This window comes from Blastopirellula sediminis (assembly GCF_020966755.1).
Classification (GTDB): domain Bacteria; phylum Planctomycetota; class Planctomycetia; order Pirellulales; family Pirellulaceae; genus Blastopirellula; species Blastopirellula sediminis.
Map to the genome: position 1 here is coordinate 1,669,341 of NZ_JAJKFT010000010.1, position 22,146 is coordinate 1,691,486.

18 protein-coding genes are annotated in these 22,146 nt (G+C 59.5%); 4 read left to right on the forward strand and 14 right to left on the reverse strand.

The window, feature by feature from the left end:
• Positions 1-78 precede the first annotated feature (78 nt).
• Positions 79-645 carry an elongation factor P gene (gene efp, locus LOC68_RS18450; RefSeq protein WP_230221470.1) on the reverse strand — a complete coding sequence of 189 codons (567 nt, stop codon included), beginning with the start codon at positions 643-645 and terminating at the stop codon, positions 79-81.
• 200 nt (positions 646-845) lie between these two features.
• Between efp and epmB the strand changes: the two genes are divergently transcribed.
• The gene (epmB, locus tag LOC68_RS18455; protein ID WP_230221472.1) at positions 846-1,886 is read left to right on the forward strand and encodes an EF-P beta-lysylation protein EpmB; all 1,041 of its coding nucleotides are present in this window, start codon (positions 846-848) and stop codon (positions 1,884-1,886) included.
• Here epmB and LOC68_RS28590 read toward each other — a convergent pair.
• From LOC68_RS28590 to LOC68_RS18480, 5 genes are all read right to left on the reverse strand, one after another.
• Positions 1,876-2,571 carry a DUF2293 domain-containing protein gene (locus LOC68_RS28590; protein ID WP_230221474.1) on the reverse strand — a complete coding sequence of 232 codons (696 nt, stop codon included), beginning with the start codon at positions 2,569-2,571 and terminating at the stop codon, positions 1,876-1,878. The two genes, epmB and LOC68_RS28590, sit on opposite strands and share 11 nt — an antisense overlap.
• Before the next feature lie 78 nt (positions 2,572-2,649).
• On the reverse strand, positions 2,650-3,984 hold the full coding sequence (locus LOC68_RS18465; RefSeq protein ID WP_230221476.1) for a right-handed parallel beta-helix repeat-containing protein: 1,335 nt from the start codon (positions 3,982-3,984) through the stop codon (positions 2,650-2,652).
• On the reverse strand, positions 3,968-4,549 hold the full coding sequence (locus LOC68_RS18470; protein WP_230221478.1) for an SGNH/GDSL hydrolase family protein: 582 nt from the start codon (positions 4,547-4,549) through the stop codon (positions 3,968-3,970). Before LOC68_RS18470 ends, LOC68_RS18465 begins: the two co-directional genes overlap by 17 nt.
• 123 nt (positions 4,550-4,672) lie before the next feature.
• Positions 4,673-5,536: a ThuA domain-containing protein gene (locus LOC68_RS18475; RefSeq protein ID WP_230221480.1), complete on the reverse strand. Its 864-nt coding sequence runs from the start codon at positions 5,534-5,536 to the stop codon at positions 4,673-4,675.
• A gap of 39 nt (positions 5,537-5,575) precedes the next feature.
• Positions 5,576-7,093 (reverse strand): family 16 glycoside hydrolase, encoded by a 1,518-nt coding sequence (locus LOC68_RS18480; RefSeq protein WP_230221482.1) that lies wholly within the window; start codon positions 7,091-7,093, stop codon positions 5,576-5,578.
• A 201-nt stretch (positions 7,094-7,294) separates the two neighbouring features.
• On the opposite strand from LOC68_RS18480, the gene LOC68_RS18485 reads away from it, so the two are divergent.
• Both LOC68_RS18485 and LOC68_RS18490 read left to right on the forward strand, forming a co-directional pair.
• Entirely contained in the window at positions 7,295-7,831 is a 537-nt protein-coding gene (locus LOC68_RS18485; protein ID WP_230221484.1) for a phosphatidylglycerophosphatase and protein-tyrosine phosphatase 1 family protein, read from the forward strand.
• A 108-nt stretch (positions 7,832-7,939) separates the two neighbouring features.
• Positions 7,940-8,929, forward strand: a complete 990-nt coding sequence (locus LOC68_RS18490) for an ABC transporter substrate-binding protein (protein ID WP_230221486.1) — start codon at positions 7,940-7,942, stop codon at positions 8,927-8,929.
• Here LOC68_RS18490 and LOC68_RS18495 read toward each other — a convergent pair whose 3' ends face one another.
• Complete coding sequence (locus tag LOC68_RS18495) at positions 8,930-10,855, reverse strand: thioredoxin domain-containing protein (protein ID WP_230221488.1); 1,926 nt, start codon at positions 10,853-10,855, stop codon at positions 8,930-8,932.
• 175 nt (positions 10,856-11,030) lie between these two features.
• Between LOC68_RS18495 and LOC68_RS18500 the strand changes: the two genes are divergently transcribed.
• Complete coding sequence (locus tag LOC68_RS18500; RefSeq protein WP_230221490.1) at positions 11,031-11,711, forward strand: sulfotransferase family 2 domain-containing protein; 681 nt, start codon at positions 11,031-11,033, stop codon at positions 11,709-11,711.
• Here LOC68_RS18500 and LOC68_RS18505 read toward each other — a convergent pair.
• From LOC68_RS18505 to LOC68_RS18535, 7 genes are all read right to left on the reverse strand, one after another.
• Complete coding sequence (locus tag LOC68_RS18505; RefSeq protein ID WP_230221492.1) at positions 11,692-12,534, reverse strand: FkbM family methyltransferase; 843 nt, start codon at positions 12,532-12,534, stop codon at positions 11,692-11,694. The two genes, LOC68_RS18500 and LOC68_RS18505, sit on opposite strands and share 20 nt — an antisense overlap.
• A 54-nt stretch (positions 12,535-12,588) precedes the next feature.
• Positions 12,589-13,761: a phytanoyl-CoA dioxygenase family protein gene (locus LOC68_RS18510; RefSeq protein WP_230221494.1), complete on the reverse strand. Its 1,173-nt coding sequence runs from the start codon at positions 13,759-13,761 to the stop codon at positions 12,589-12,591.
• A gap of 226 nt (positions 13,762-13,987) precedes the next feature.
• Complete coding sequence (locus LOC68_RS18515; protein WP_230221496.1) at positions 13,988-14,329, reverse strand: FHA domain-containing protein; 342 nt, start codon at positions 14,327-14,329, stop codon at positions 13,988-13,990.
• A gap of 328 nt (positions 14,330-14,657) precedes the next feature.
• Positions 14,658-16,340, reverse strand: a complete 1,683-nt coding sequence (locus tag LOC68_RS18520; protein WP_230221498.1) for a hypothetical protein — start codon at positions 16,338-16,340, stop codon at positions 14,658-14,660.
• A gap of 287 nt (positions 16,341-16,627) precedes the next feature.
• The gene (infA, locus tag LOC68_RS18525; protein ID WP_146429046.1) at positions 16,628-16,849 is read right to left on the reverse strand and encodes a translation initiation factor IF-1; all 222 of its coding nucleotides are present in this window, start codon (positions 16,847-16,849) and stop codon (positions 16,628-16,630) included.
• Between the two features lie 912 nt (positions 16,850-17,761).
• On the reverse strand, positions 17,762-21,430 hold the full coding sequence (locus tag LOC68_RS18530) for a M56 family metallopeptidase (RefSeq protein ID WP_230221500.1): 3,669 nt from the start codon (positions 21,428-21,430) through the stop codon (positions 17,762-17,764).
• Positions 21,430-21,822: a BlaI/MecI/CopY family transcriptional regulator gene (locus LOC68_RS18535; RefSeq protein WP_230221502.1), complete on the reverse strand. Its 393-nt coding sequence runs from the start codon at positions 21,820-21,822 to the stop codon at positions 21,430-21,432. Before LOC68_RS18535 ends, LOC68_RS18530 begins: the two co-directional genes overlap by 1 nt.
• Positions 21,823-22,146 lie beyond the last annotated feature (324 nt).

Below are 22,146 nucleotides of genomic sequence, written 5' to 3' on the forward strand. Positions count from 1 at the left end.
CGCGCGCCCCGGCGAGTCCGGCGTCCAGCCGTTAGGTCTGCGGGACGCCGGGTGATTGCGAGCGAGAATTCTCGCCGCTTACTTCTTCACGCGTTCGACGTATTCGCCGGTGCGAGTGTCGATGCGGATGACGTCGTTCATGTTGACGAACGCGGGGACCAGGATTTCGGCGCCCGTTTCGACCGTCGCCGGCTTCGAGACGTTGGTCGCCGTATCGCCGCGAACGCCCGGTTCGCAGTAGGTCACTTCCAATTCGACGTGGATCGGAGCGCTGATCGAGATCGGGAACTCGTTGTACAAGGTCGCCATGCATTGCATGCCGTCCTTCAGGTACTTCCAGGCGTCGTCGATTTGCTCTTTAGTCAGTTCCCACTGTTCGAAGGTCTTGTTGTCCATGAAGACGTAGGTGTCTCCTTGGGCGTACAGGAACTGGCAATCCGTTTCGGCGACGTCGGCCGATTCCAACGTTTCGCCGCCGCGATAGGTGCGATCAAGCGACGTGCCGCGAATCAGGTTACGCAGGCGACATTTGTAAAGCGCGTTTCCCTTGCCCGGCTTCACGAAATTACATTCGGTCATCAGGTAAGGTTCGCCGTCGATCTGGACTTTCAAGCCTTTTTTGAAGTCGCTGGTACCGTACTGCACTTTAAGGTCTCGCTGTAAACTAGGTCGCTCCGGGGGCGATATACCCGGGGGGCGGCCGACATGTGGGAACGATCGTCTCGCCTAATAACCGGCCGCTGCCATGGCCGGGGATCGTGTCTATTTCACAGCCGGCGGTCTTGGCGGGCCGAAGAGGTTCTCCCCCAGGCCCAACTTAGATAACAGGCTGATAGAATACGAAAATGCGTATTGTAACTCCCTCTGGCGATCCTGTCCGCACCGCTTCGGCCGACGAATTTTCGGAGCCTGTCCGTTGGCAATCGGCGATGAAGAGAGCGCTGCGCGATCCGGCCGAACTTTGCCGCCGTTTGCAGCTCCCTGATTCCTGTGTCGACGCCGCAATCGCCGCCGCAGCCGACTTTCCGCTGTTCGTTCCCCGCGAGTTCGCCGCCAAGATGACGCCGGGCGATCCGCACGATCCGCTCCTGTTGCAGGTACTGCCGGTTTTGCGGGAACTTGAATCGCCACAAGGGTTTACGGCGGATCCGGTCGGAGACTCCGACGCGACATTGACCCCCGGGCTGCTGCAAAAGTACGCTGGGCGAGCGCTGCTGGTCACCACCGGGGCATGCGCCGTTCATTGCCGCTACTGCTTCCGCCGCCATTTTCCCTATACCGAAGTCCCGAGCGGAGTCGCCGCCTGGCAGGAGGCGATCGACGCTTTGGCCGGGGACGAGTCGATTCATGAAGTTTTGCTCTCCGGCGGGGATCCGCTGACGCTGGCCGATGCGACTCTTGCTGAGTTGGCCCAGCAACTTGCGGCGATTCCCCACCTGCGGAGGATCCGCGTTCATTCGCGGTTGCCGATCATGATTCCGCAGCGAATCAACGACCAACTGCTCGCCTGGCTGACCGGAACGCGGCTGACGCCGATCGTCGTCATTCATGCGAATCACCCGCGAGAACTCGATCGACCTGTCCTGGAATCGATCGATCGCTTGAACCAGGCCGGCGTCATGGTTTTGAACCAAGCGGTCCTCTTGGCCGGGATCAACGACGATGTTGAAGTGCTGGCGGAACTCTCCGAGCGGCTGGTCGACCAGCGGGTCGCACCCTACTACCTCCATCAGCTCGATCGCGTCAAAGGCGCCGCCCACTTTGAAGTGTCGCGCGAGCGGGGAGCGGAGTTGATTCGCCAGCTCCGGACGCGATTGCCAGGCTATGCGGTGCCGCGCTACGTCGAAGAAATCGCCGGCGAGCCGAACAAGACGATTATTGCTTAGCTTGGGCGGCGCTTGTTAGAGCTCGAGCGAGTGGGCAGCTGGCCAGGTTCACCGCTTCGCCGCGTCGATACTTCGTCAGCAGTCGGCGCGACTCTTCGGCCAGCATCCGCCGCACTTCGCGGCGTTTCCCTTTGACCCGCTCGATCTTCATGTGATCGTAAGCGGTCGTCTGATGCCGCATCCAGGCGATCACCGCCGACTCGGCTCGCTGCTCGATCGGAATGCGTTTGGTGCGCGCGACCGTGCCGCTACCGACCGGAGTCGCATGCGCCGTCACGGCATCGGCGAAACGATTGGCGATCGCGGTATGGCCGCTGTCGAAGCGAAGAAACTGGAGCACGGCGCCGCGGAAGTCCTCGACGTATTCGCCTTGCTCTTTTTCACGTCGCGCCGCACTGGCGGCCTGCTTTTTCGCGTAGGCGTCGGTCGAACGTTCCATTTCGAGCTTCGCTTTCGCGGCGGCGATCGTCGCCGCTGGCGCCCACACGCCGCGCGAGAATAACTTGCGTCCTTTTTTCTCCTGTACCGTCCAGGTCGGACCAGCCGCTTTCACGCGACGAGTCAGTCCCGCGTCGCCAGGGGGCAACAGCGACCAATCGGCCGGCGCCGTCAAAACTTTTCCCTCCGCCGTGCGAACGGCATTCGGAGCGGGACCAGGCGAAACGATGCGAGTTTGCTGCGGCACAGGATTATGAGCGTTACAGAAAGAAGCGAAATCGACGGCTTTCGATGATACGCGCTTTCCGTTCGACGAACAGCCCGCTTAGTTCAGCGAGTCGTCGTCAATCCGCACATCGACCCGATTCCCAGTCTGATGCACCGGAAACTTTTCTCCCTGGCCGTCGAACAAACAGTCCGTGACGCGGATCTTTTCCCCTCCATCGATCCAGAGAGCATATTTTTTGCCGTCGAGAATCGTGCAGTCTCGTACGGTGATCCGCGAGCAGTTTTTCAGCGTGATCGCAGCCATTGGATCGGCGTCGCCGTTCATGTGCAGACCTTGAATCGTGCTATCACGGCAATCGATCAAGCGGACCGAGTTGTTGGTATCGGCTGGGCCGTAGTCTTTGATGCGATCCATCACGTTGGCGCCGATTACCAGGTTCGAGCAGTTCTCGGCCTGGATGCAGGCGTCAATCGCGCGGAAGAGGGTGTTGCCGACGATCGTCACGCTACGGGCATGTTTCATATCGATGTTGTAAGCGACGTCACACATGACGTTGTCGGCGATCGTCACGTGACCCACTTTGTGCGGCAGGTCCGGCTGTCCGACCAAACGGACGTTCGCACAATCGGGTACTGACGAGTGTTGAATCGTGCAGCCGACGATCGCCGCTTCCCGCACCGAACCGGCGGTAACGTCGAACAGCACGTTCGCCGCTTCGGGATGCTCGAGGGACATGTTCGCTTCGATGTCGCACGTGCCGATGTGCAGATTGCGGATCTCGCTGTTGCGAACGACGATACCTCCGGCTTTGTTGTAGCTGATATGGCTGTTGGCGATGTTGATCTGGTGGAGATTCAAGTCGCTAAGATAGAGACCGATGCCGCTGTTCTCGTAGAGGTGACACTCGCCGACCAGGACGTTTCGATTGCGGCCGGTCAGCACCACGCCGTGCAAGCATTTGCGAACCGCCAAACGGGTCAGCGTCGGCTGCATCGCGCCGTTGATTTCGACGCCGATCGCTTCGTTATGGGCGCCGACGATCTCGAGCCCGTCGATCATCGGCGTCCGTTGCTTCTCCCAGACGTTCGGCTTGACCGACTTTGGATCGGCCGTCCCGCCGTGCGTGCCGATCACGCGAATCGCCGGACCGGCCGCTTCCATCTTGATGGTCGCCGTGCCGTCGCCGCTGATCGCAACTGGTCCGGCATGATCCAGATCGATCGAGATCGTGCCGGTGATCCGATAGACGCCGGCTGGAAAACGAATCGACTGGGCGCCGGAGTCGACCATCTTTTGGATCGCGGCGGTGTCGTCGGTGACGCCGTCTCCCTTTGCGCCGAAGTCGCGCACGGTCGACTCGGCGACGGCGAAGGAGGTGAGGAGGAAAAGGAGGAGGGAGGCGGACAGGAGGGATTTAATTGGCTGGAGCATGCGGCTGGTACTTCTCCCAAGATGCGCGGAACAGCCCGGCGATCGCCTCGGCTCCGCGCAAGTTCGGTTCAATTTGCAAACAGAGATATTCTTTTTCGTGACCACGGAACGTTTCGTAGATCGGCGCACATTCGGCGGCGATCGCCAGGCAATTGGCGCGAATGCCGCGATTGACCGCTTCGAGCAGTTCGACTTCGTAGGGGCTCAGTTCGGCGTCGGGATGATAAATGTCGCCGATGATCATCAGCGCATCCGGATTGGCGCCCCGTAGTTTTCGGAGCAGATGTTCGTGTTCGCGCAGAAAGGATTGAATCCCTTCCCGCAGGTAGAGCTCTTGATTCCAAAGGAGATCGTTGCCGCCGATCGTCAGCGTGATGACGTCTCCATGCAGATCAAGCGGGACGTCCTCCATGCGGCCGCCGTCCTCGGTCCGATCGATCAGCGTCCAGCCGTCGCCGAGAAAGCGATGAAACTGCGCGACCGCGCCGCCGCCGTCGACTTGCGTATAGAAGTCGATGCTCATGCTGTCGCCGAGGGCGAGATAGGTTTGCGATGACTTGCTCATGTTCGGCTCCTTCGATTTCAAGACGGATCGATTTCAGGAGTAGGACATTGTCGGCGATGGGCAGGTTCAAGGCAGAAAAAAAGCCGCGGTCCGAAGACGGCGGCTTTTCTGAATTTCATTCGGCTATTTGGCCGGTTTCGGCGACTTGCCGGCGTCCGGGTTCGGCTTCGAGAGGTCGATCTTGGCGATGCCGGTTCCGGCGTAGCCATCTTTCGGCGTGCCGTCGTCGTTGAGCGCGTCGAGCGTCCAAAGAACGCCGCGCGAGACGACGCCGAGCCATTCGTCGGTGTTCATCGTTTCGTTGTGATGACCGAGCGTGGTGCCGAAGACCTTCGCTTTGCCATACTGGTTGGTCCAGATGACGCTATGGTTCTTGTCGGTGTCCTTGCCGTAGGCCAACGCGAGCGGCTTCATCTGCGGCCATTCTTTTTCGATTTTGTAGAGTTCGGCGACCGGACGTTTCCAAAGTTCCGGGAAGCCGGCCATGATCGGATGATCAGGCTGCAGATTGACGACGTCGATCGGGTGATGGCTTTCGTGGCTGCGCGAGGTGACGCCGAGCAGCTTGCGCCATTCGTCGGTATCGGCGTTGCGATAGCTGTGCATCGAGCAGTGAATGACGATCGCCGGAACGCCGGTTTCGGTGTGGGCTTTGACGATCCCTTCGACGAACTCGACGTCTTTCACGTCGCCGTAGCATTCGTTGTGAACGACGATGTCGTACGGTTTGATCCAGTCGTGATTTTCATAAACCGGCACTTTGATGTCTTTGCCGCTACCGGTCAGCGCGACGTCAAATTCGATGTTGACGCGTTGGCTGAGACCTTCGGTGATGATCTTCACCTGGTTCGGGTAGTCATGGCAACAACCGCCGGTGATCAAGAGTCCCTTCAGTTTCTTCGGCGCGTCTTCGGCGACGGCCGAAGCGCAGATCGCCAAAGCGGCGACCAGGGCCCAAGCGGGCGTATACGATTTCAGTCGAGACATTCAGGAGTCTCCTGCGGGGCGATGATGGTGTTGGGGCGATTACGGAGCGCTGGGAGTGGTGTCGGCGTCAAGATCGCCCAAAGCGAACTGAATGCCGTCGAGGTAGAACGCCAGCATCTGCGGGTTCCAATAGATTTCTTCACGATGGCCGAGCGAGCTATAGAAGACGCGGCCCTCTCCCCAGCTGCGGACCCACGAAACGGCGAAGTCGCCGTCGTCGCGACGGATGCTGTCTTTGTTCATGTTGGTCTTCTCGGCGTCAAGCGACAGCAGCACGTGCAGCGCCTTGCGCGAGTAAGGATCGCGGAACTGATAGATCTCGTCGACGATCGAGAAATCCTTGCCGCTGAAGGCGGCCATCAGCGGATGCTGCGGGCTATCGACTTTGATGCCGACCTTTTCGTGCCACGGGTGGGCGTTGAAGTAACCGCCGACCATCTCGCCGAATTCTTTCCATTGGTAGTTGGCGTCGCTCGCGGCATGAAAACCGACCAGGCCCTTACCGCCGGCGACGAAGTCGAGCAGGCTCTTCTTTAGCTTCGCTTCCGCTTCTTCGGAAGTCAGCTTCTCGCCGTACTTGGCGGCGATTTGCTCTAGATCTTCCGGCCGCGGTTTGATCCATTCGCCGGTCGTGTTGACCATGACGACGGCGTCATACTTTTCCAGGTTGCTCGGCCAGAGGTCGGTCAGGTCTTCGGTGATCGTCGACTTGAAGGCGCCGCTCTTCTCACCAATGATCTGAACTGCTCGACCCCCAACGGGGATCGAGCTATGACGGAAGCCGGCGTGACGCAGGAAGACCAGAACGTTCTGGTCTTTCTTCGGCGTCGCGGTCGCTTTGGCAGGCGCCGCTTCTTCAACCTTTTTCAGTTGGTCGGGCGAGACCAATTCGCGAATGAAGATGTTCTTGAATTCGAGACGATTGCCGTGGTGCTGCAATTCGATCTGACCGGTCGGGTAGATCGGCTTGTCCCGTTCCCAGTAGTTTTCCAGGATGACGTTGTCGGTCACCAGCTTGCCGTTCAGCTTCACCGTGACGCGATCGCCGATCATCTTGATGTAGAACGTGTTCCACTCGCCAATCGGGTTGTCGGCGATGATCGTCGGCGCCGATTGGTTGTTCTTGTTGTTGTAGAGACCGCCGGAGCCGACCTTCCAGTGCTCCGGATCCCAGATCTGGATTTGGGGAGCGCCGCGGACGTAGATGCCGCTGTCGCCGTCTTTCAGGATCTTCCAGTCGACGTACATCTCGAAGTCGGCGTAATCTTTGGCCGTGCAGAGGCTTTGACCTTTGCCGTCGTAGATCAGCACGCCATCTTCGATCGACCAGTGCTCACGCATGCTGGCGTCCGCTTTTTCTTGTTCAGCGGCCAATTCTTCCGGGCTCATCGCGGCCCGTTTCGGCGGGCTGGCGACCAGGCCTTTCCAGCCGGTGAGATCTTTTCCGTTGAACAGCGCTTGGAAGCCCTGCGGCGGTTTGACCTCCGTCGAAGGATCGTCGGCCCAGACGGTCGGCGCCGTGATCAGCAAGAGGAGGAGAGCGAAAGAGCGTTTCATTAGCAGATTACCTCATGGAAGGGCGGGACTAGGAAGGTGGGATGGGGATGGGTTGCGACGATGCAACCCAAACTATGATAATCGAACTCTATGACCGGAGAAACTAAGCCAGATCCGCCCCCGTCCCCCCGGATGCGACGACCCCTCAGTCGTTCGTTCGCCGCGGTCGCTTTCTACCCATCTTTGCTCTTTAATTGGTCAATGATTCGCCTATTCCGCCGTTGGCGGTGGTGGGATCGGATCGATGAGCACGTCCTGATCGGGGCGCTGCCGACCGAAAAAATTGCTGGAGAAATCATCGCGGCCGGGGTTACCGCCGTTGTGAACACCTGTCAGGAGTACGCCGGGCCGCTGGCGACCTACGCCAAATCGGGCGTCGAGCAGCTCCATTTGCCGACGATCGACTTCGTCCCGCCGTCGCTGGAAGACGTCCGCCGCGGGGTCGAATTCATCGATCAGCAGATCGCCGCCGGCAAGCAGGTTTACATTCACTGCAAAGCGGGCAGAGCTCGCAGCGCCACGATCGTCATCTGCTGGCTGATCAAAGCGAAAGACATGACGCCGACCGAGGCGCAACTCTTTCTGATGAGCAAACGCCCGCAGACGCTCAAAAGCGTTTATCGCCGTCCGGTGGTCGAGCAGTTCTATCAATGGTGGCTGAGCGAGAAGAAGCGTCTGGCGAAAGAAGCGGCGCCAGATCGGGTGGAGTCGCCCGACCAGCCGCAACCGCCGGAGTAATCGGCAGTAGAGTTATCGCTAAAATCGTTCGACTCGGCTCGCCAAACTGGTCAGAAAAGCTACGATATCGGGACGTCTGAACTCACTTTTGACTGCTGAGGATTCGCCATGCTGCGACTGGTCGCGATCGTTTCGCTGCTAACCTTTATCGGATGCGGAAGCCCTAAGAACGCCGATCCGGCGGCCGGCGACGATGGTCCCGCTCTGCGTAAGGTGCGACTCGCCCTCAATTGGTTTCCCGAAGCGGAACATGGCGGCTTCTACGCCGCACAGCAGCAAGGCTTCTTCGCCGAGGAAGGGCTCGACGTCGAGATCATCCCCGGCGGTCCCGGCGTGCCGGTCATTCAACAAGTGGCGTCAGGGAACGTGGAGTTCGCCGTCGCCAACGCCGATCAGGTGATTCTTGGCCGCGCGCAGATGGCCAACGTCGTGGCGCTGATGTCGCCGATGGAGAAGAGCCCGCGTTGCATTCTGGTGCACGAGCAGTCTCCCATCAAAACGTTCAACGAGCTGGAGAACTGCACGCTGGCGATGAACGTCGGCCGTTCGTTCGCCGTCTTCCTGCAAAAGAAGTTGCCGCTGAAGAATGTGCGGATCGTCCCCTACAACGGCAACCTCGCGCAGTTCATCAGCGATCCGAACATGGCCCAGCAAGCGTACGTCTTCAGCGAACCGTACGTCGCGAAAGAAAAGGGAGTTGCGACCCGCTCGTTGATGATGCACGAACTTGGCTTTAACCCTTACACCAGCATCCTGATCACCAGCGACGATCTGTTGGACGCGGAAAAGGGGTTGGCCGAAAAGATGACGCGGGCCTGCATCAAAGGGTGGAAGCACTATCTGGAACATCCGCAGGAGACGAACAACGTCATCTCTACGCTGAACCCGGAACTGGACGTCGCCGCACTGCAGTTTGGAGCCGAAGCGATCCAGGGGCTTGCGCTGCCGACCTCGGACGATCAGTTCGGACGGATGACGCTGGCCCGCTGGACCGAGCTGTTAACGCAAATGGAAGAGGTCGGTATGACGAAGCCGGGGCAGGTTAATCCGGACGACTGCTTCGCCGTCGACGTCTTCGCGCTGGCGACGCAGCACTAGCTACTCGCCGGTCTTGTTGTTTTCGCGAATGACTTGCTCCGCAGCGACCAGCAGTCGCGGAGCCGCGGCCGGAGCCAATTCCAACAGCGTCTGCCCGCTGCGGATCGCGCCGATCGCTTGTTCACGTAGCGTCGCGTCATCAAGCTTGTCGGCCAGGTAAAGCAAGTTGCCGGCCGAGACCGAGTTGCCGCTCGGGATGGCGTCGTCGGTGGGGATCTTCCCGCGAGCGATCACTTCTTCCGCGTCGTCGGCGGTGAAGTAAAAGCCGCCGAGTCGCGCGTCGCCAAAACGTTCGGTCTGCTCTTTCATCAATCGCGAGGCGGCGTCGAGCCACTTCTGCTCGCCGGTCGCTTCATGCAGCGCGATCAGGCCGTCGATAAGCATCGCGTAGTCGTTGACGTAGGCCCGAATCTTCGCCTGACCATCTTTGTAGCTTCGCAGCAGCTGGCCTTCCGGCGACTTGACGTTGGCCAGCAGGAAGTCGGCGTTACGCGCCGCCGCGTCGACGTAATCCTGTCGCTTTAGAATTCGCCCGGCGTCGGCCAGTCCGGCGATCATCAGCCCGTTCCATTCGGTTAGCGCTTTCGTATCGACGGCGGGGCGAACGCGTTCGGATCGTTTGGCCAACAGCTTTTCGCGCAGCGCTTGCAGGCGAGTATCCAGTTCTGCTGGCTGAAGCTTCAAGTTCTCCGGCAACTTGGCGATTGACGCTTGCAGCTCCGGCACGAAGTAGGCTTCTTCAAAGTTGGGAGTTCCGCCGAGCCCATAGACTTGCTTGGCCAACTTCAATTCTTCCGCGTCGAGCAGATCCTGCAGCTCCTTTTGCGACCAACGATAGTACTTTCCCTCGATCCCTTCCGAGTCAGCGTCGATCGCCGAGTAGAACTGTCCTTCCGGCCCAGTCATCTCGCTCAGGACGAAGTCGCACGTCTCTTCCGCGACGCGGCGGTACTGCGGATTGCCGGTCAGCTGGTACGCTTCGGCATATAGGGAAGCGAGCTGAGCGTTGTCGTAGAGCATCTTCTCGAAGTGCGGAATCCGCCAGAAGCGATCGACGCTATACCGATGGAGCCCGCCGCCGATGTGGTCGCGAATGCCGCCGGCTGCGATGCCGTCGAGCGTTACGGTCAGCATCTTCTTCGCTTCGTCGGAGCCGGACCTTGCCCGAGCGAGCAGATACTGCAGCGTCGCCGGTTCGGGGAATTTCGGTTGGTTGGGATCATCGGCCGAAAAGTTGAAGCCGCCATGTTCAGGGTCGAAGGTTTCGGCGATCGCGGCGTCGGTCGTCGTCAGCAGTTTCTCGTCGATCGCCATCGGCTGCAGCGTAACCCGCGGGCGAAGCGACTGTTTGACCAGGTTCGTCAGGCCGTCGCCGCTGGTGCGGAGATCGGCTTCTCGCTCTTCCCACAACTGCGCGACGCGGCGAATGACGGTCAGGAAGCCAACCGGCACGTTGCGATCGTTGTCACGAGCGGGCCAGTAAGTGCCGCCGTAAAATGGCTTGCCGTCGGGCGTCAGAAAGACCGACAACGGCCAGCCGCCGCCGCGGGTCATGATCTGCACTGCCGTCATGTAGACGTGATCGATGTCAGGACGTTCTTCGCGATCGACTTTGATGCAGACGAAATGGGCGTTCAGGAACTTGGCGATCTCCTCGTCGCTAAAGCTCTCCCGCTCCATCACATGGCACCAGTGACAGCTCGAGTAGCCGATCGACAGGAAGATCGGCTTGTTCTCCTTCTTCGCCAACTCCAGCGCCGCTTCGCCCCACGGATGCCATTCGACCGGATTGTGGGCGTGGGCAAGCAAGTAAGGGCTCGTCTCGCCGGCCAAGTGATTGGCAGGACGTTTCGGCTCTTCAGCTGACAAGGGGCAAGTCGTCAGGACGAGCGACAGCAGCAGCACAGCGCGAAGCGAGGTAGGCATTGGGCGTCTCGGCGAGAGGTGGTGGAGGGCCTTGATCGTACCACGAACTCGGCAGGGAAGCGAGTTTTGGGCGACTGCGTCAAATAGGAGAGGATGCGATTGTTATTGACAGGAATTCTCGATTGTTCAATTATCCCCAAGTATTTTTCCAAAGTTCGCTCTAGGTTTTTAAGACATGGCCGTTTACTCAAAATCTCACAAGTTCATCTTTATCCACGTACCGAAGAATGCCGGAAGTACGTTAATCATGAACTACCGAACCAAGGTTTCGCCTGACATTCTGCTGGGCTTTGAAGAGCTAAACGCGGAGCTGGGCTACGAACGCGATCCCGCGCTTGGCAACCACTTCACCTACCAGATGATCAAGAGCCTGTGCGATCGTCACTCGCTGCCGATCGACTATCAGAACTACTACAAGTTCTGCGTGGTCCGTAACCCGTGGGAACGGATGGTTTCGTTGTTTCAGCATCGGCTGCGGAAGATCGACGCGACGACCAACGGCGTGCCGCGAAACAGCCCCGAGGACAAGGCGTTGCTGAAGCAGGGTTTTGAAGCGTGGTTGTTGACGACGCAGAACGTCTCGGATCGCGTGCTGACGAAGATGTCGCAGTTGGAGTGGATCCGAAACGACGCCGGCGACATCGTCTGCGATCGCGTAATCGACGTCCGCAACTATGATCAAGAGATCATGGAGACGCTGGAAACGCTACAGATGCCGCGGATTCCGATGGAGAAGTTCAATGTGAGCGCCAAGGACTCGTCGCAGTACAAGTCGTACTATACGGCCGCGACTCGGGCTCACATCGAAAAGTACTTCGCCGAAGACATCGACGTTCTTAAATACTCTTTTTCGTAAAGAGGAAATCGCCGTCATGCAGCTGATGGCGTTCCTGCACCGCTCGGACGCCATCCATTTCGTCAACCACGCGAACCAGGCTTCCTGATTCGCTGCTGTTGTCGTAGTGGTAGCAGTTGTAGCCCCGTTCAAAGCCGAAGCGGAACACGTCGGCGACGGGATACTTGCTGAACGGTTCATAGATTTCCAGCAGCAGGTCCGGCGAGTAACGTGCAAGCGTCGCTTCGGCGCCGCGCAAGACGTCCAACTCCGAACCTTCGACGTCGACCTTGATGAAGCCGACGTCTTCAATGCCGAGCGAGTCGATCGACTTGACCGGCGTCTTGGTCGAGCGGAATTGCGTCGACGGCTTGAACGACGTTGAGACGGCGCTCACGTCATGCAGGCCCGAGTTCGACAGCCGCTCGTGATCGACGAAGAAATCAGCTTCGCCGCAAAAGTCGGAAATCGCCAAGTGCTGGACGACGATGTTGTCGGCCAGTTGCGAGACGCTTTTCAGTCGTTCGTAGACGACTTCCACCGCCTCGAAGGTATAAACCTGTTTGCAGTGCTGCGCCAGGAAATAGGCGATGTGCCCGACGTTTCCGCCGACGTCGATGGCGTTCTTCGAGCGATCCAAGAGCGGAGGCAACTGGCTCAGGATCGTCGTCGCCGCGAGCTTTTCGTACACGTCCATTTTGAAATGGCGAATCTTCAGCGCACGTTCCGAGATCGTAACCGCCGCTTCGCTTTCGCTTGGCGCAGGGGCCAGCGCTGGCGTCTGTTTGCCGCTGAACCAACGAATGACGCGTTTGAACGTGGACGGACTAGCGGTATGGGCCATCGGTATGCACTCCAATCGAGCTGGGCGGCTTCGACGCCGCTTACGTGTACGAGCTTATTTCAAGGCGATTTGCAGATTGATTCGCAAGCCGGTTTTGCAGATCCCGCCGCGGTGGAATCCATGGCCAGCGTCAAACAACATGCAGTTGGCGAAGTCGGACGTGTATTCCTTCTCCGCTTGCAGCAGCTTTGCGCTGAGCGGCGAACCGTCAGGCACCATTCGGCCGAGAATCGCGTTCTTCCGCAGGATCTGCGGGAACGAAAGTGCGACGCGGCGATGTTCCGGCGTATTGAGATAGTTGCCGGTGCTGTTCCCTTTCGCGACCACCATTTCCAATTCGCTAAAGCGCCAGCGATGGCTCTTCGGAAAGAAACAGAACGGGCCGGTGTCAGGGGTCACGTCATTCAGGTAAAGAATGACTTTCATGACCGGCTTCGGGTCAAAGTGGAGACCGACCAGCCGGCTCGTCGTCTGGCAATCTTGCAGCGTTTGCGTGTAGTGCGTGTCGGTCGGAGCGCAAATGTGGAGGCACGCGTGCTTGAAGTCGAGGTCCGGCACGCGATGGTACTTGGACGCGGCCGACAGCAGGCTGCCGGGGGCGAACGCTTTGTGCAGTTCTTCGAAGAGCACCGCGTCGTCCGCCGGAAAAATCATTCGCGAACGGTCATAGCCTTGGCTCGGATCGCACAGTTCCGGCGGCTCTTGTGCGACCAACTCGTTGATCGAGCTTTCGAGGTGAGCCCGGATGCGGCTGGTGTCGACCTGGCTGGCGAAGACGCCGTCTTCGACCAGGGATTCGTAGGCGGCCGACTTGGGCAAGTCGTCGCGTTTCGTCGTTTCACGCTGAGCTTTGTGTTGGATGTAGCTGACGCCCATCGAGCGAATGTTCTTCATCTGCGTCTGCAGGATCGTCGTTTCGGCGGCGTTGAACGCGTCGAGTCCGATCAGCTGAGCTTGCAGCGACTTGAGGCTCGCTTCAAATCCGGCGACGTCGCAGCCGTTCAAGGCGGCCGCCATCGGGGCGGTGACCGCATCCGCGTTGCGTAGCGACGGGACCTGCTGAATCTGGCGGCATTCCGGGAAGTCGGCGAGATCCGGCAGGATGACGCCGTGATCGGTCAGATCGAAACGCTCGGCGTAAGTCGACGGCTTGTTCGATTTGCCGGAGAAGAAACCTCTTCCGGAGAAGATACGACCAATCCGTTTGCCAATTGCCGCAGGATTCATCGAAACATCCTTACTTCGATAACTCGGGTCGTCGTCTTCGCCAATGCGAATCTGCAGACTGGGAGATGACGCTAATGGGGGCGCTGAGCCTGAGAGTCTGCGAAATTACGCCAATCGTCGCAAGATCAAAACGGCCGGCGCCAGCAGAGGGCGGCAGTGCGCAAAAAACACGCGGCCCGGGAGGCGCCGCGTGTTGGCGTTGCTGTAAGTTTGAGCGTCCAGGACGCTAGTCGAGGATCGCGCGGAAGGTGACGTCGCCGATGGTCAGCAGCTGCCCGGGCTCCCACTGGGCCAGGTCGATCCGGTCACGATTGACGAACGTGCCGTTCTCCGATCCCAGGTCGCGGACCAGAACCTGATCGCCGCGGACCAAAATATCGCAGTGCTCATCCGCAACCAGCGGATGGCTGAGCTGCAGGCTGGCGCTTGAGCTGCGGCCAATGCGCGCCGGCAGCGGCAGCGTCATTTCCTGCGAGCCAAGCTCGCCGCCGATCACTTCCAGACGAAGGACGCGAGCCTTCGGCTGCGAAGCCGCAGTCGGAGCGAATTGTCTTTTGGACGCGATCATTACTTCTTATTTCCGCACGAAAACATCGAGACTTCTTTGTCTTCGCAATCTTCTAGACGCAGCCTGAGCCGGTTTTGTTCGCTCAGGTCGCAGAAGAAAGTCTGCCCTACCACAGGGAGGATTCGACGAGGTTCGGATGAAATTTGGAAGCAAAATGCGGGCCAGAAGTTACGCTTACCCTTATAAATTGCAGGAACCGATCTTCCGATGGCGTCGCGTCGCCCGGAAGCAGGGGTTGGGTTGATCCGATCGTAGCGAAAAAAGGGGAAGCGAAGATTGCTTCGCTTCCCCTCAAAAACTGCTCTGAACGCTGAAATTCAGCGGTCGATTAGTTGTCGGCGTCCTCGGCTTCAGCCGCCGCTTCGTCTTCGGCCTGTTTGACGGCCGCCGCTACGGCGATCGCCTTGATGACGCCAGAGTCGAGGTTGATGCGAGTCGTGGCGCTGGTGTCGGTGATCGTGCCGTTGATCGTCAGCTGAGCATTCTGGTCGCCGAGCGCGTCGAGAGCGGCCGCGATCGGGGCGCTTTCGTCAATGCTCAGGATGAACTCCAGAATCGGCTTCGCGCTGACCATCAGGGTCGCTGGGCTGGTCGTCGGCTGACCGGCGCCGGCGAGCGAATCGTCGATCACCTTCTTCAGCTTGGCGATCGCATCGTTGCCGATCGACATGTAAGCCGACTTTTCGCCGATCCCGAGCACGATGATCAGCTTCTCGCCGAACAGCTTGCGAGCTTCCTCTTCATCGGCCGGCACCGGACCTTCGATCACGTGGAAGGCGACCCCTTGGTGCGAGTCGGCGTTCCATTTGACGCCGGGGAAGTTCGGCTGGTCTTCGACCATCTTCAAGATTTCCTTGAAGCCGTCTTCCACCCGCTTGCCGTCGGCGACGAACGCTCCCATCAGGAAGGTCATCTTGTTCGGCGCCAGGTCGACGGTAATCCCCATGTCGATCTTGCCCGCTTTGATCGTTTCGATCAGCGCGTCCATCGACAGGTCGATCAAGCGAGTCGCCGCGTCGCGCGACTTGTCGTCCAGGTCGGGGTTGTCTTCGATTTCCATGAACGCCTTTTGACGACCGGCGTTCAGCTGCTTCACGGTCGTTCCGATTTCTTCCGGAGCGATCTTGCTGGAGATGTGAATCGTGCCGGCCGAGCCGTTGCTCAGGAAACCGCTGAAATCGCTGGTTACCCCTTTATTCAGGGCCAGTTGTTCGGCGATCTTCGAACCCGGAGCGACGTTGTAGGCGACGTCGACGTAGGTCTTGCCGGCTTCCTTGTCGACGTTCCAACCGATCGTCAGATCGGTGATCTCGGTCAGCATCCGTTCAAGCTGGGCGACTTGCAGTTCGACCATCTGTTGACGCTGAGCGAAGTCTTCGTCCGATTCCCCTTGTTCCTGCTCCAGCGACAGTTCGATGCCGTTGCGCATCTGGGCGATGAGCATTTCGCGGAACAGTTCGGGAATGTTGTCCAGGTTCACCTTGGCGGCGAGGTCATAGTCCTTCGGCAGGTTCGCCAGCAGATCGGCCGGCTTGGCCGGAACGTCGGCGAGCGATTCCTTGTCTTGAGCGACGAAGACCCAGCCTTCGACTTCCTTGTAGTAGATCGGCAGCGGACCTTCGAGGACGAAGACGCCGTCTCCCATATCTTGCGGTTCGCCGATCTGATCGCGGAGGATCAGCAGCAGCGCCTTCAAGTTGGTGACCGGAATGAAGCCGATATAGTTGAACTGCTGGCCGTCGGTTCGGACGACGACGCCGACCGGGCGGCTCTTATCAATTCCTTGGGTGAACGGCGCCGACATCATCGCGACCGTCAGGCCGATTTCGTCGTGATCGGCGATTTCGGTCAGGTATTGGACGTCGCCCAAAACCTTTTCGAACGGAGCGATCGAGACGACCGCGACCGTTTTCATTTCGACGGCTGCGTCTTGCGCCTGGGCCAGCGTCGGGGCTGCGATCAGCGCCACGGCGGCGAGCCAGAGCCATGTCGATTTCAGAATCTGTTTCACTTTCTTCTCCTTCGAGTGTTTCTTCTCTGCGGCGGCACGCCGCAGTCGCTTGCCGTGTCTTGGGGGGGCATTGCGCTAGATGCCAACAATTTAACGATTTACGATTGTTGGGAAAATACGAAAGCGATGCGCGTCACGGGCAGTGCGCACCTTGAGCGGGATGCAATGCATGCACGAAAGACCTACCTGCGAAAGAGCCCGCAGGTTTTCCATTTCGTCGGAAAAATCGACTTTGGCAGTGCGGTCCGCCAGAAGAGCGGCCGCAGGCCCGTAGGCCGGAGAAGCGATTAACGTTCGCGGAAAACGATGCGACCCTTGGTCAAATCGTAGGGGGAGAGTTCGACGCGAACCCGGTCTCCAGGAACGATACGAATAAAGTGCTTCCGCATTTTGCCGGCAACGTGAGCCATCACCAACGGTCCGTCGTCCAATTGGACGCGAAATCGCGTATTGGCTAGGGCTTGCGTTACGGTGCCGTCGACTTCGAGGGCTTCTTCTTTCTTAGCCATAAACTCCTGCTTCGGTTTTCCTCTAAAGGGTCTCAGGACGGGCAGAAAAACTCCCGACCCACCATAATATACCGGTCAAATCGGCCGAAGCCAAGGGAAAGAGCCATTAACCCCGCCGTGGCACGCCGAAAGCGGGGGAAATGGGAAGAAAAGCGGAAAGCGGAGAGCCGAAAGCGGAACGTCCCCAAAACTAACCCGAGGCGCGAGCCGAGGGAATGCGGCCTCTGGAAAACGACGAACGCCGAGGCTCGAATGACGAATCCAACCTGAACGCCCTATGAGCAAACCGGGGATCCAAAAATGGGACCGGACCCTCGTCCGTTTTTTTTCTTGAACCGCCGGCGGGTCGCGCAGCGACAAGATGCCGTACCATCCGCTCGGATTGCTAATACGTTCGGCGAAGTCACTGGACTGGACCGCAGCGCATTTTTTTTAAGCCGCATCCGAAGGTCCAAAAACCGCATTCCGTTAATCTGGGGCATCTGGGAATTTCCCTGTTTTTCCTAGGCCTCCCAGGATGTGGACCGCAACGCTCATTTTTTTTGCGGTCGACTGGACTGGACCACATCGTTTTTTTGCCGGTTCAAGTAACCCATCAACCAAACTCAATACTATGGACCGCGGCGGCGATTTTTTTTGACGCCCGGACGCCACGAACAGGTTGGCTGGATGGTTCGAATGACCCCGAAACCAGCGCAAACGATCCGCGCGAACAGGTCCCCAATCACAAATTGCCAAAGACCAAAACCACCCCGCACTCGACCACGATTCCGTGCGCTTTGTCAACAGGCAAAGTTAGACCGGCGAGCGCGGAGAAAGAGGATGTCGAAATGACGCCTCGCATCGTTGAGTCGGTTTACCGGCGCCACGACCGGGATGCGTCGCGGTTGGATATCCGGTCGCGGCGATCTCTTACTTGGGTTGGGGCGCCACCAGTTGTCCCCAGCCGAAGCGGCGGCCTTTGGAGAACGCTACCGGTTTCAGTTCGTCATCGCCACTGCTGGGGCGGCCGATGAGTTTTTTCCCATCGTCGTCGTGCACCTCGATGCCGATGTAAAGAATCCCTGGCGTTCCTTCCGCCGTCTCGAACAAGAAGGTGGCGGTCGCTTCGACGTCATACTTGTCCTGCTGGCGATCGTAGTGCAGCAGCAACTCCTTGGCCGGCGCTCCGTCCGCCTGCAGGTCGGCGACCGACTTCTTGTTGATCGGGCTCTTCCAATATTTGGGGTCGAGCTCCCAGGCCTTCAGTCGAATCGGGCGGATGGCGTAGTGGGTTTGTTCGTCGCCGGGGAGGACATACTCGACCCCCATCAAGTCGAAACCTTCGGCGGCCGCCCAGGCGACGATCTCGTTCATGTGCGGCTCGATGTTCTCGAGCTGCGCCCATTTTTCGGGGAGACGCGATCGGCGTCCCGTATCGAGGTCGATGAGCTGGTGGCTCGTCTTGGAGTTTTGATACGGCGTGAGCAAGCCGTTTGAGTACCGCATTCCGAGGTCTCGCGGGAGCGTGCGATCCAGCGTCGGCGGCATATCGAGATCGGTCTTGGGGCTGGATCGTCCGACGTGCCAATACGTTTCGTCATCGACCAGACGCTTCCCGTTCGCTTCCCACCAGGCGACCCACTTCTGGGCGTTGGCTGCAAATAAGCGACGCTGCAGCGCCTGTTGGTGAGGCGTCGGCGCTTGGGCCAACAGAAATAATTCGGTTTCGCCAAATTGTTGGCCAGTTAGTTCTTCGAGCGCGCCGTATATCTCGCGAACGGGGCGGCCAAAACCGTAGCTGGCGCGTTGGTCGTCCTTGTCGAGATCATGTTTCCGCATGAACGCCTGCAAGTCGGCGTCTTTGGCCCGCAAGCCCATGTCCGATGCACTATGTTGCTGCAGCTTGGGGATGGCGCGAATCAGGGCGGGAACGGCTCGTTTGTCGCCGATGCCCCGCATCGTGAAGCCCAAGCAGCGGAGCGTCATGTCGTCTTGGGTGGCGTCCAGTTCGGCGATCAGCTCGGGGGTCGCTTCCGGACCGAGCTCGATGATCGCCTTCAATGTTTCCGCCCAGACGTCTTGAAAACGATCAGGCCCACGGTTTTGCTCTTCCAACTTATCAAGGAGGTTGCCGATCGGGGTGAACGGGCGCAGTCGCAATGGCGCCGGGGGCTGTTCGCCGCGATCGATCGCCTCGGCCGCTTCGCGCAGCTTGCGGGCACGTCGCCGGTCGTCACTCTCGGGATGCTGCGGAGCATGGTCCAAAATACGAATGTCGACGGCGACTTCTTCGCCCTCTTTCACCGTGGCATATTTCGCTTCTCCCTGGCCGCTCATGCAGTAGATGTAGTTGCGGCCGGGCGCGACGCGCAGTCGATACGTGCCGTCGGGATTGACGGGCGTACTGGTCACCGCTGCGCCGGTTTGCGGTCGAGCCGGACCATAGTGGGCGACCAGCAGCGGCGAATCGGCGGTCGGTTGAACCGGCTTGCCGTTGACGCCGTAGACCGTGCCGGTGACGAAGCCGCCGCGGACGAGCTGGATATCGGCGTCGGTGACGGTCTGGCCGGGGATCGCTTCGAGCGTGTTGACGGCGATTGCGATTCGCTCGTCGGCATGGGCAAAGATGTTGTAGTGATCCCGGGTCATCCGCAGACGATAACGTCCGGCTTCATCGGTCGTGGTTTGAAAGGTGCGGTCACGAGCGACCCCTTGCGCCAACACCGGAACGCCGGCGGCCGGCTGCTGCGTGACGGCGTCGATCACCTTTCCTGCAACGATCGCTGGGGGATGAAGCGTGACGTCGGCGTTGGACGGGACCTTGGTGCACTCCGCGGTCGAATCAGGATAGTCAGGGTGCTGCAGGTGAAAACTAAGCGACACTTGCATGTAGCCGACCCCGGTTTTGGCGTCGAACGACTTGGTGCTTTCGGGCGTCCAGGGAGCGAGGTCTTTGATCTCGTAGCGGCCGTTGGCGTCGGTCACGCTTTGCTTGATTCCGGCCAGCGGCTGTTGAATGCCGCAGGCGACAAAGACCGTGACGCCGGGGATTGGCTGGCCGCTGGGATCTTTGACGACGCCGGTCAAGGAACTGACGCTCGTCGAGAGCTTCAACTGTTTCTCGAGCAAGTCGCCGTTGGGCTCGCCCAGGTAGGTGCAACTCGAAGCATAGCCCTCCTTCGCTGCGGCGGCGATCAAGTCGCCTCGCTCGGGAAGTGCGGTTTCGACGCCGGAGAGTTCAAATTCGCCGGCTGCGTTGGTGCGGGTCTCGCCGACCACGACCGCCGATTCATAGTCGGGCGAGCGGCGGACAATCGTGACGAGCGCCTCAGCGACTGGTTGCAGCTGTTCGTCGACGCACGTGCCGCGGACGGTCACTTGCTTCAGCTGGGGGGCAGCGGCTGCAGCCTGGTTGTTATCGGCGGTCGGAGTTGGCTGGGCCTGATTCGGTTCGACCGCGTTTACTCCGCCGATCAGCCAGCAGGCGGCGACCAGCAACAGGGCAATCAAGAGCGACACAGGGCGTTTGGCGGTCGTCATCGTCTTCCTTTCCGGTTTCAACAGTCCATGTATTCTGTCTTCCAGCGTCCAGCGCGTTCCCAGGATGCCGAGCGATGGGGCGATACGTCCCCAATCGGCGCTCCGCTCGGCAAGGTCCAACAGGGTTTGGGCATATTGAACCGCGTCGCCGTGACGCAGTACGTAGTTGTCGCAAATCTCTTCGCGTGAGCGGGCGATCGCTTGATTCAAGCGATGGATGAGCGGATGCCACCACCAGAGCAGCGATGCGGTCCGCTGAGCGAGATGGATCCAGCCGTCGCCGCGGGCGATGTGAGCCGCCTCGTGGATCAGCACGTCGCGCAGTTCCGCTTCCGACCCATCACGAAGCAGCGTTTGCGGCAGCAAGATCGTTGGCCGCCAAACGCCAACCACAAACGGCATGGGCAATTCCGTCAGCGCGAGTGGAGGCAATTGACGAAGGTTGACGGCCTGACGAACGTCAGCGGCGATTGTGGGAAACCTTTGGCATCGCGCTTGCAATTGAGCGTCCGATTCGACAACCGTCAGCGTACGTAGCAGTCGCCGCATCCGCCAGGAGCGAAGGGCCCAAAACGCCGCCGAAAGAATAGAGCCGCCAAGCCAGACGCCGCCGAGGACAACGCCCAGCCAGGCGGTCGTTGGCCAAGCCGGCCGTGGCGGGGCGACGGTCGGAACGAGCGGCTGGGTTGACGATGCGGCGACGGGCGGTCGCTCGTCCGCCTCCGGTGGTTTCGTTGCCAGGGGCTCGGCGACGTTCGTGTTGAGGGGGGGCTGTTCGAGGGAATCGAGGGGAGGCTCGCTCCGTTCGATGGGATCCAGGGAAGGCGCTTCCCGCACGGCGATCGTGGTAGGCGGACTGGGCGCTGGGATACGCCACCAGCGCATTGCAGGAAAAACCGCCGTCAAGAAGGGCGCGGCCAGGATCAGCGTCAGCGCAGTCATGCCAATTGCGTGACGGCGGGCAGGATTGTTGGGGAATAGCGAGACGAGCAGCCAGGCGAAGGCGCCGATTGCGGTGACCTGGACGATCACGGTCAGGGCATAGTTGAGCCAGTCCATTACGACTTCTCCTTGCCATGCGACTTGAGAAGCTTACGGATTCGCTCGGCTTCGGACTTGGAGACGGTTTTGTCTTGCAGCAGCGTCAGTACAAGTCCTTCCGGGGAACCGTCGAAGACGGTCTGAATGAAGCGAGCGACGGTCGCTTGCTGTGATTCCTCACGCGAAACGGTAGGAACATAGACGAAGCTAGACTCTTCTTCACGGTGCGAAAGCCACCCTTTTTCTTCGAGCCGGACGATCAAGGTCTGGACGGTATTGCGCGAGACCCCACGCCGCTGATTCAGGATTTTCCAGATGTCCGAGACCGTGCAGCTTTCACGATCCCAGATCAGATTCATGATCTCCCACTGTGCGTCCGAGAGCGCTGGGAGCTTGCTTGCGCCTGCCATTGCAACGATCCGATCAGCTTTCCCAATAAAAAGCGGACAGGGCGATTTGCGTCGCCTACCTACAGGTGTAGGTTATCGCTGCCGACAGTTGTAGTCAATACGCTTTTTACGTCTTCCGTCGGGCTCAAAGGGCCGACCTAAAGCGGCCTAGGGTGGAATCGCCGCAGGTTCATTTGCACCGAATCGTCGTTGACGTTTGATTGAACGACGCCGATGGATCGCCAAACGTCAGCGTACTGGAGAGTGACGCCAACCCAGGGCTTCGTCGCGAAAGCGACACGCCCTGGGCTAGGTTAGTTTGGCCCGTTGGGCCATAAAGGAAAG

Bases quoted from the DNA above. Each gene is read 5' to 3' on its own strand.
- LOC68_RS18510 (WP_230221494.1), bottom strand. From the start codon at position 13,761: ATGAATCCTGCGGCAATTGGCAAACGGATTGGTCGTATCTTCTCCGGA.
- LOC68_RS18485 (WP_230221484.1), top strand. From the start codon at position 7,295: ATGATTCGCCTATTCCGCCGTTGGCGGTGGTGGGATCGGATCGATGAG.
- LOC68_RS18475 (WP_230221480.1), bottom strand. From the start codon at position 5,536: ATGTCTCGACTGAAATCGTATACGCCCGCTTGGGCCCTGGTCGCCGCT.
- LOC68_RS18500 (WP_230221490.1), top strand. From the start codon at position 11,031: ATGGCCGTTTACTCAAAATCTCACAAGTTCATCTTTATCCACGTACCG.
- LOC68_RS18495 (WP_230221488.1), bottom strand. From the start codon at position 10,855: ATGCCTACCTCGCTTCGCGCTGTGCTGCTGCTGTCGCTCGTCCTGACG.
- LOC68_RS18535 (WP_230221502.1), bottom strand. From the start codon at position 21,822: ATGGCAGGCGCAAGCAAGCTCCCAGCGCTCTCGGACGCACAGTGGGAG.
- LOC68_RS18465 (WP_230221476.1), bottom strand. From the start codon at position 3,984: ATGCTCCAGCCAATTAAATCCCTCCTGTCCGCCTCCCTCCTCCTTTTC.
- LOC68_RS18490 (WP_230221486.1), top strand. From the start codon at position 7,940: ATGCTGCGACTGGTCGCGATCGTTTCGCTGCTAACCTTTATCGGATGC.
- LOC68_RS18480 (WP_230221482.1), bottom strand. From the start codon at position 7,093: ATGAAACGCTCTTTCGCTCTCCTCCTCTTGCTGATCACGGCGCCGACC.
- LOC68_RS18470 (WP_230221478.1), bottom strand. From the start codon at position 4,549: ATGAGCAAGTCATCGCAAACCTATCTCGCCCTCGGCGACAGCATGAGC.
- infA (WP_146429046.1), bottom strand. From the start codon at position 16,849: ATGGCTAAGAAAGAAGAAGCCCTCGAAGTCGACGGCACCGTAACGCAA.
- LOC68_RS18505 (WP_230221492.1), bottom strand. From the start codon at position 12,534: ATGGCCCATACCGCTAGTCCGTCCACGTTCAAACGCGTCATTCGTTGG.
- LOC68_RS18530 (WP_230221500.1), bottom strand. From the start codon at position 21,430: ATGGACTGGCTCAACTATGCCCTGACCGTGATCGTCCAGGTCACCGCA.
- epmB (WP_230221472.1), top strand. From the start codon at position 846: ATGCGTATTGTAACTCCCTCTGGCGATCCTGTCCGCACCGCTTCGGCC.
- LOC68_RS18515 (WP_230221496.1), bottom strand. From the start codon at position 14,329: ATGATCGCGTCCAAAAGACAATTCGCTCCGACTGCGGCTTCGCAGCCG.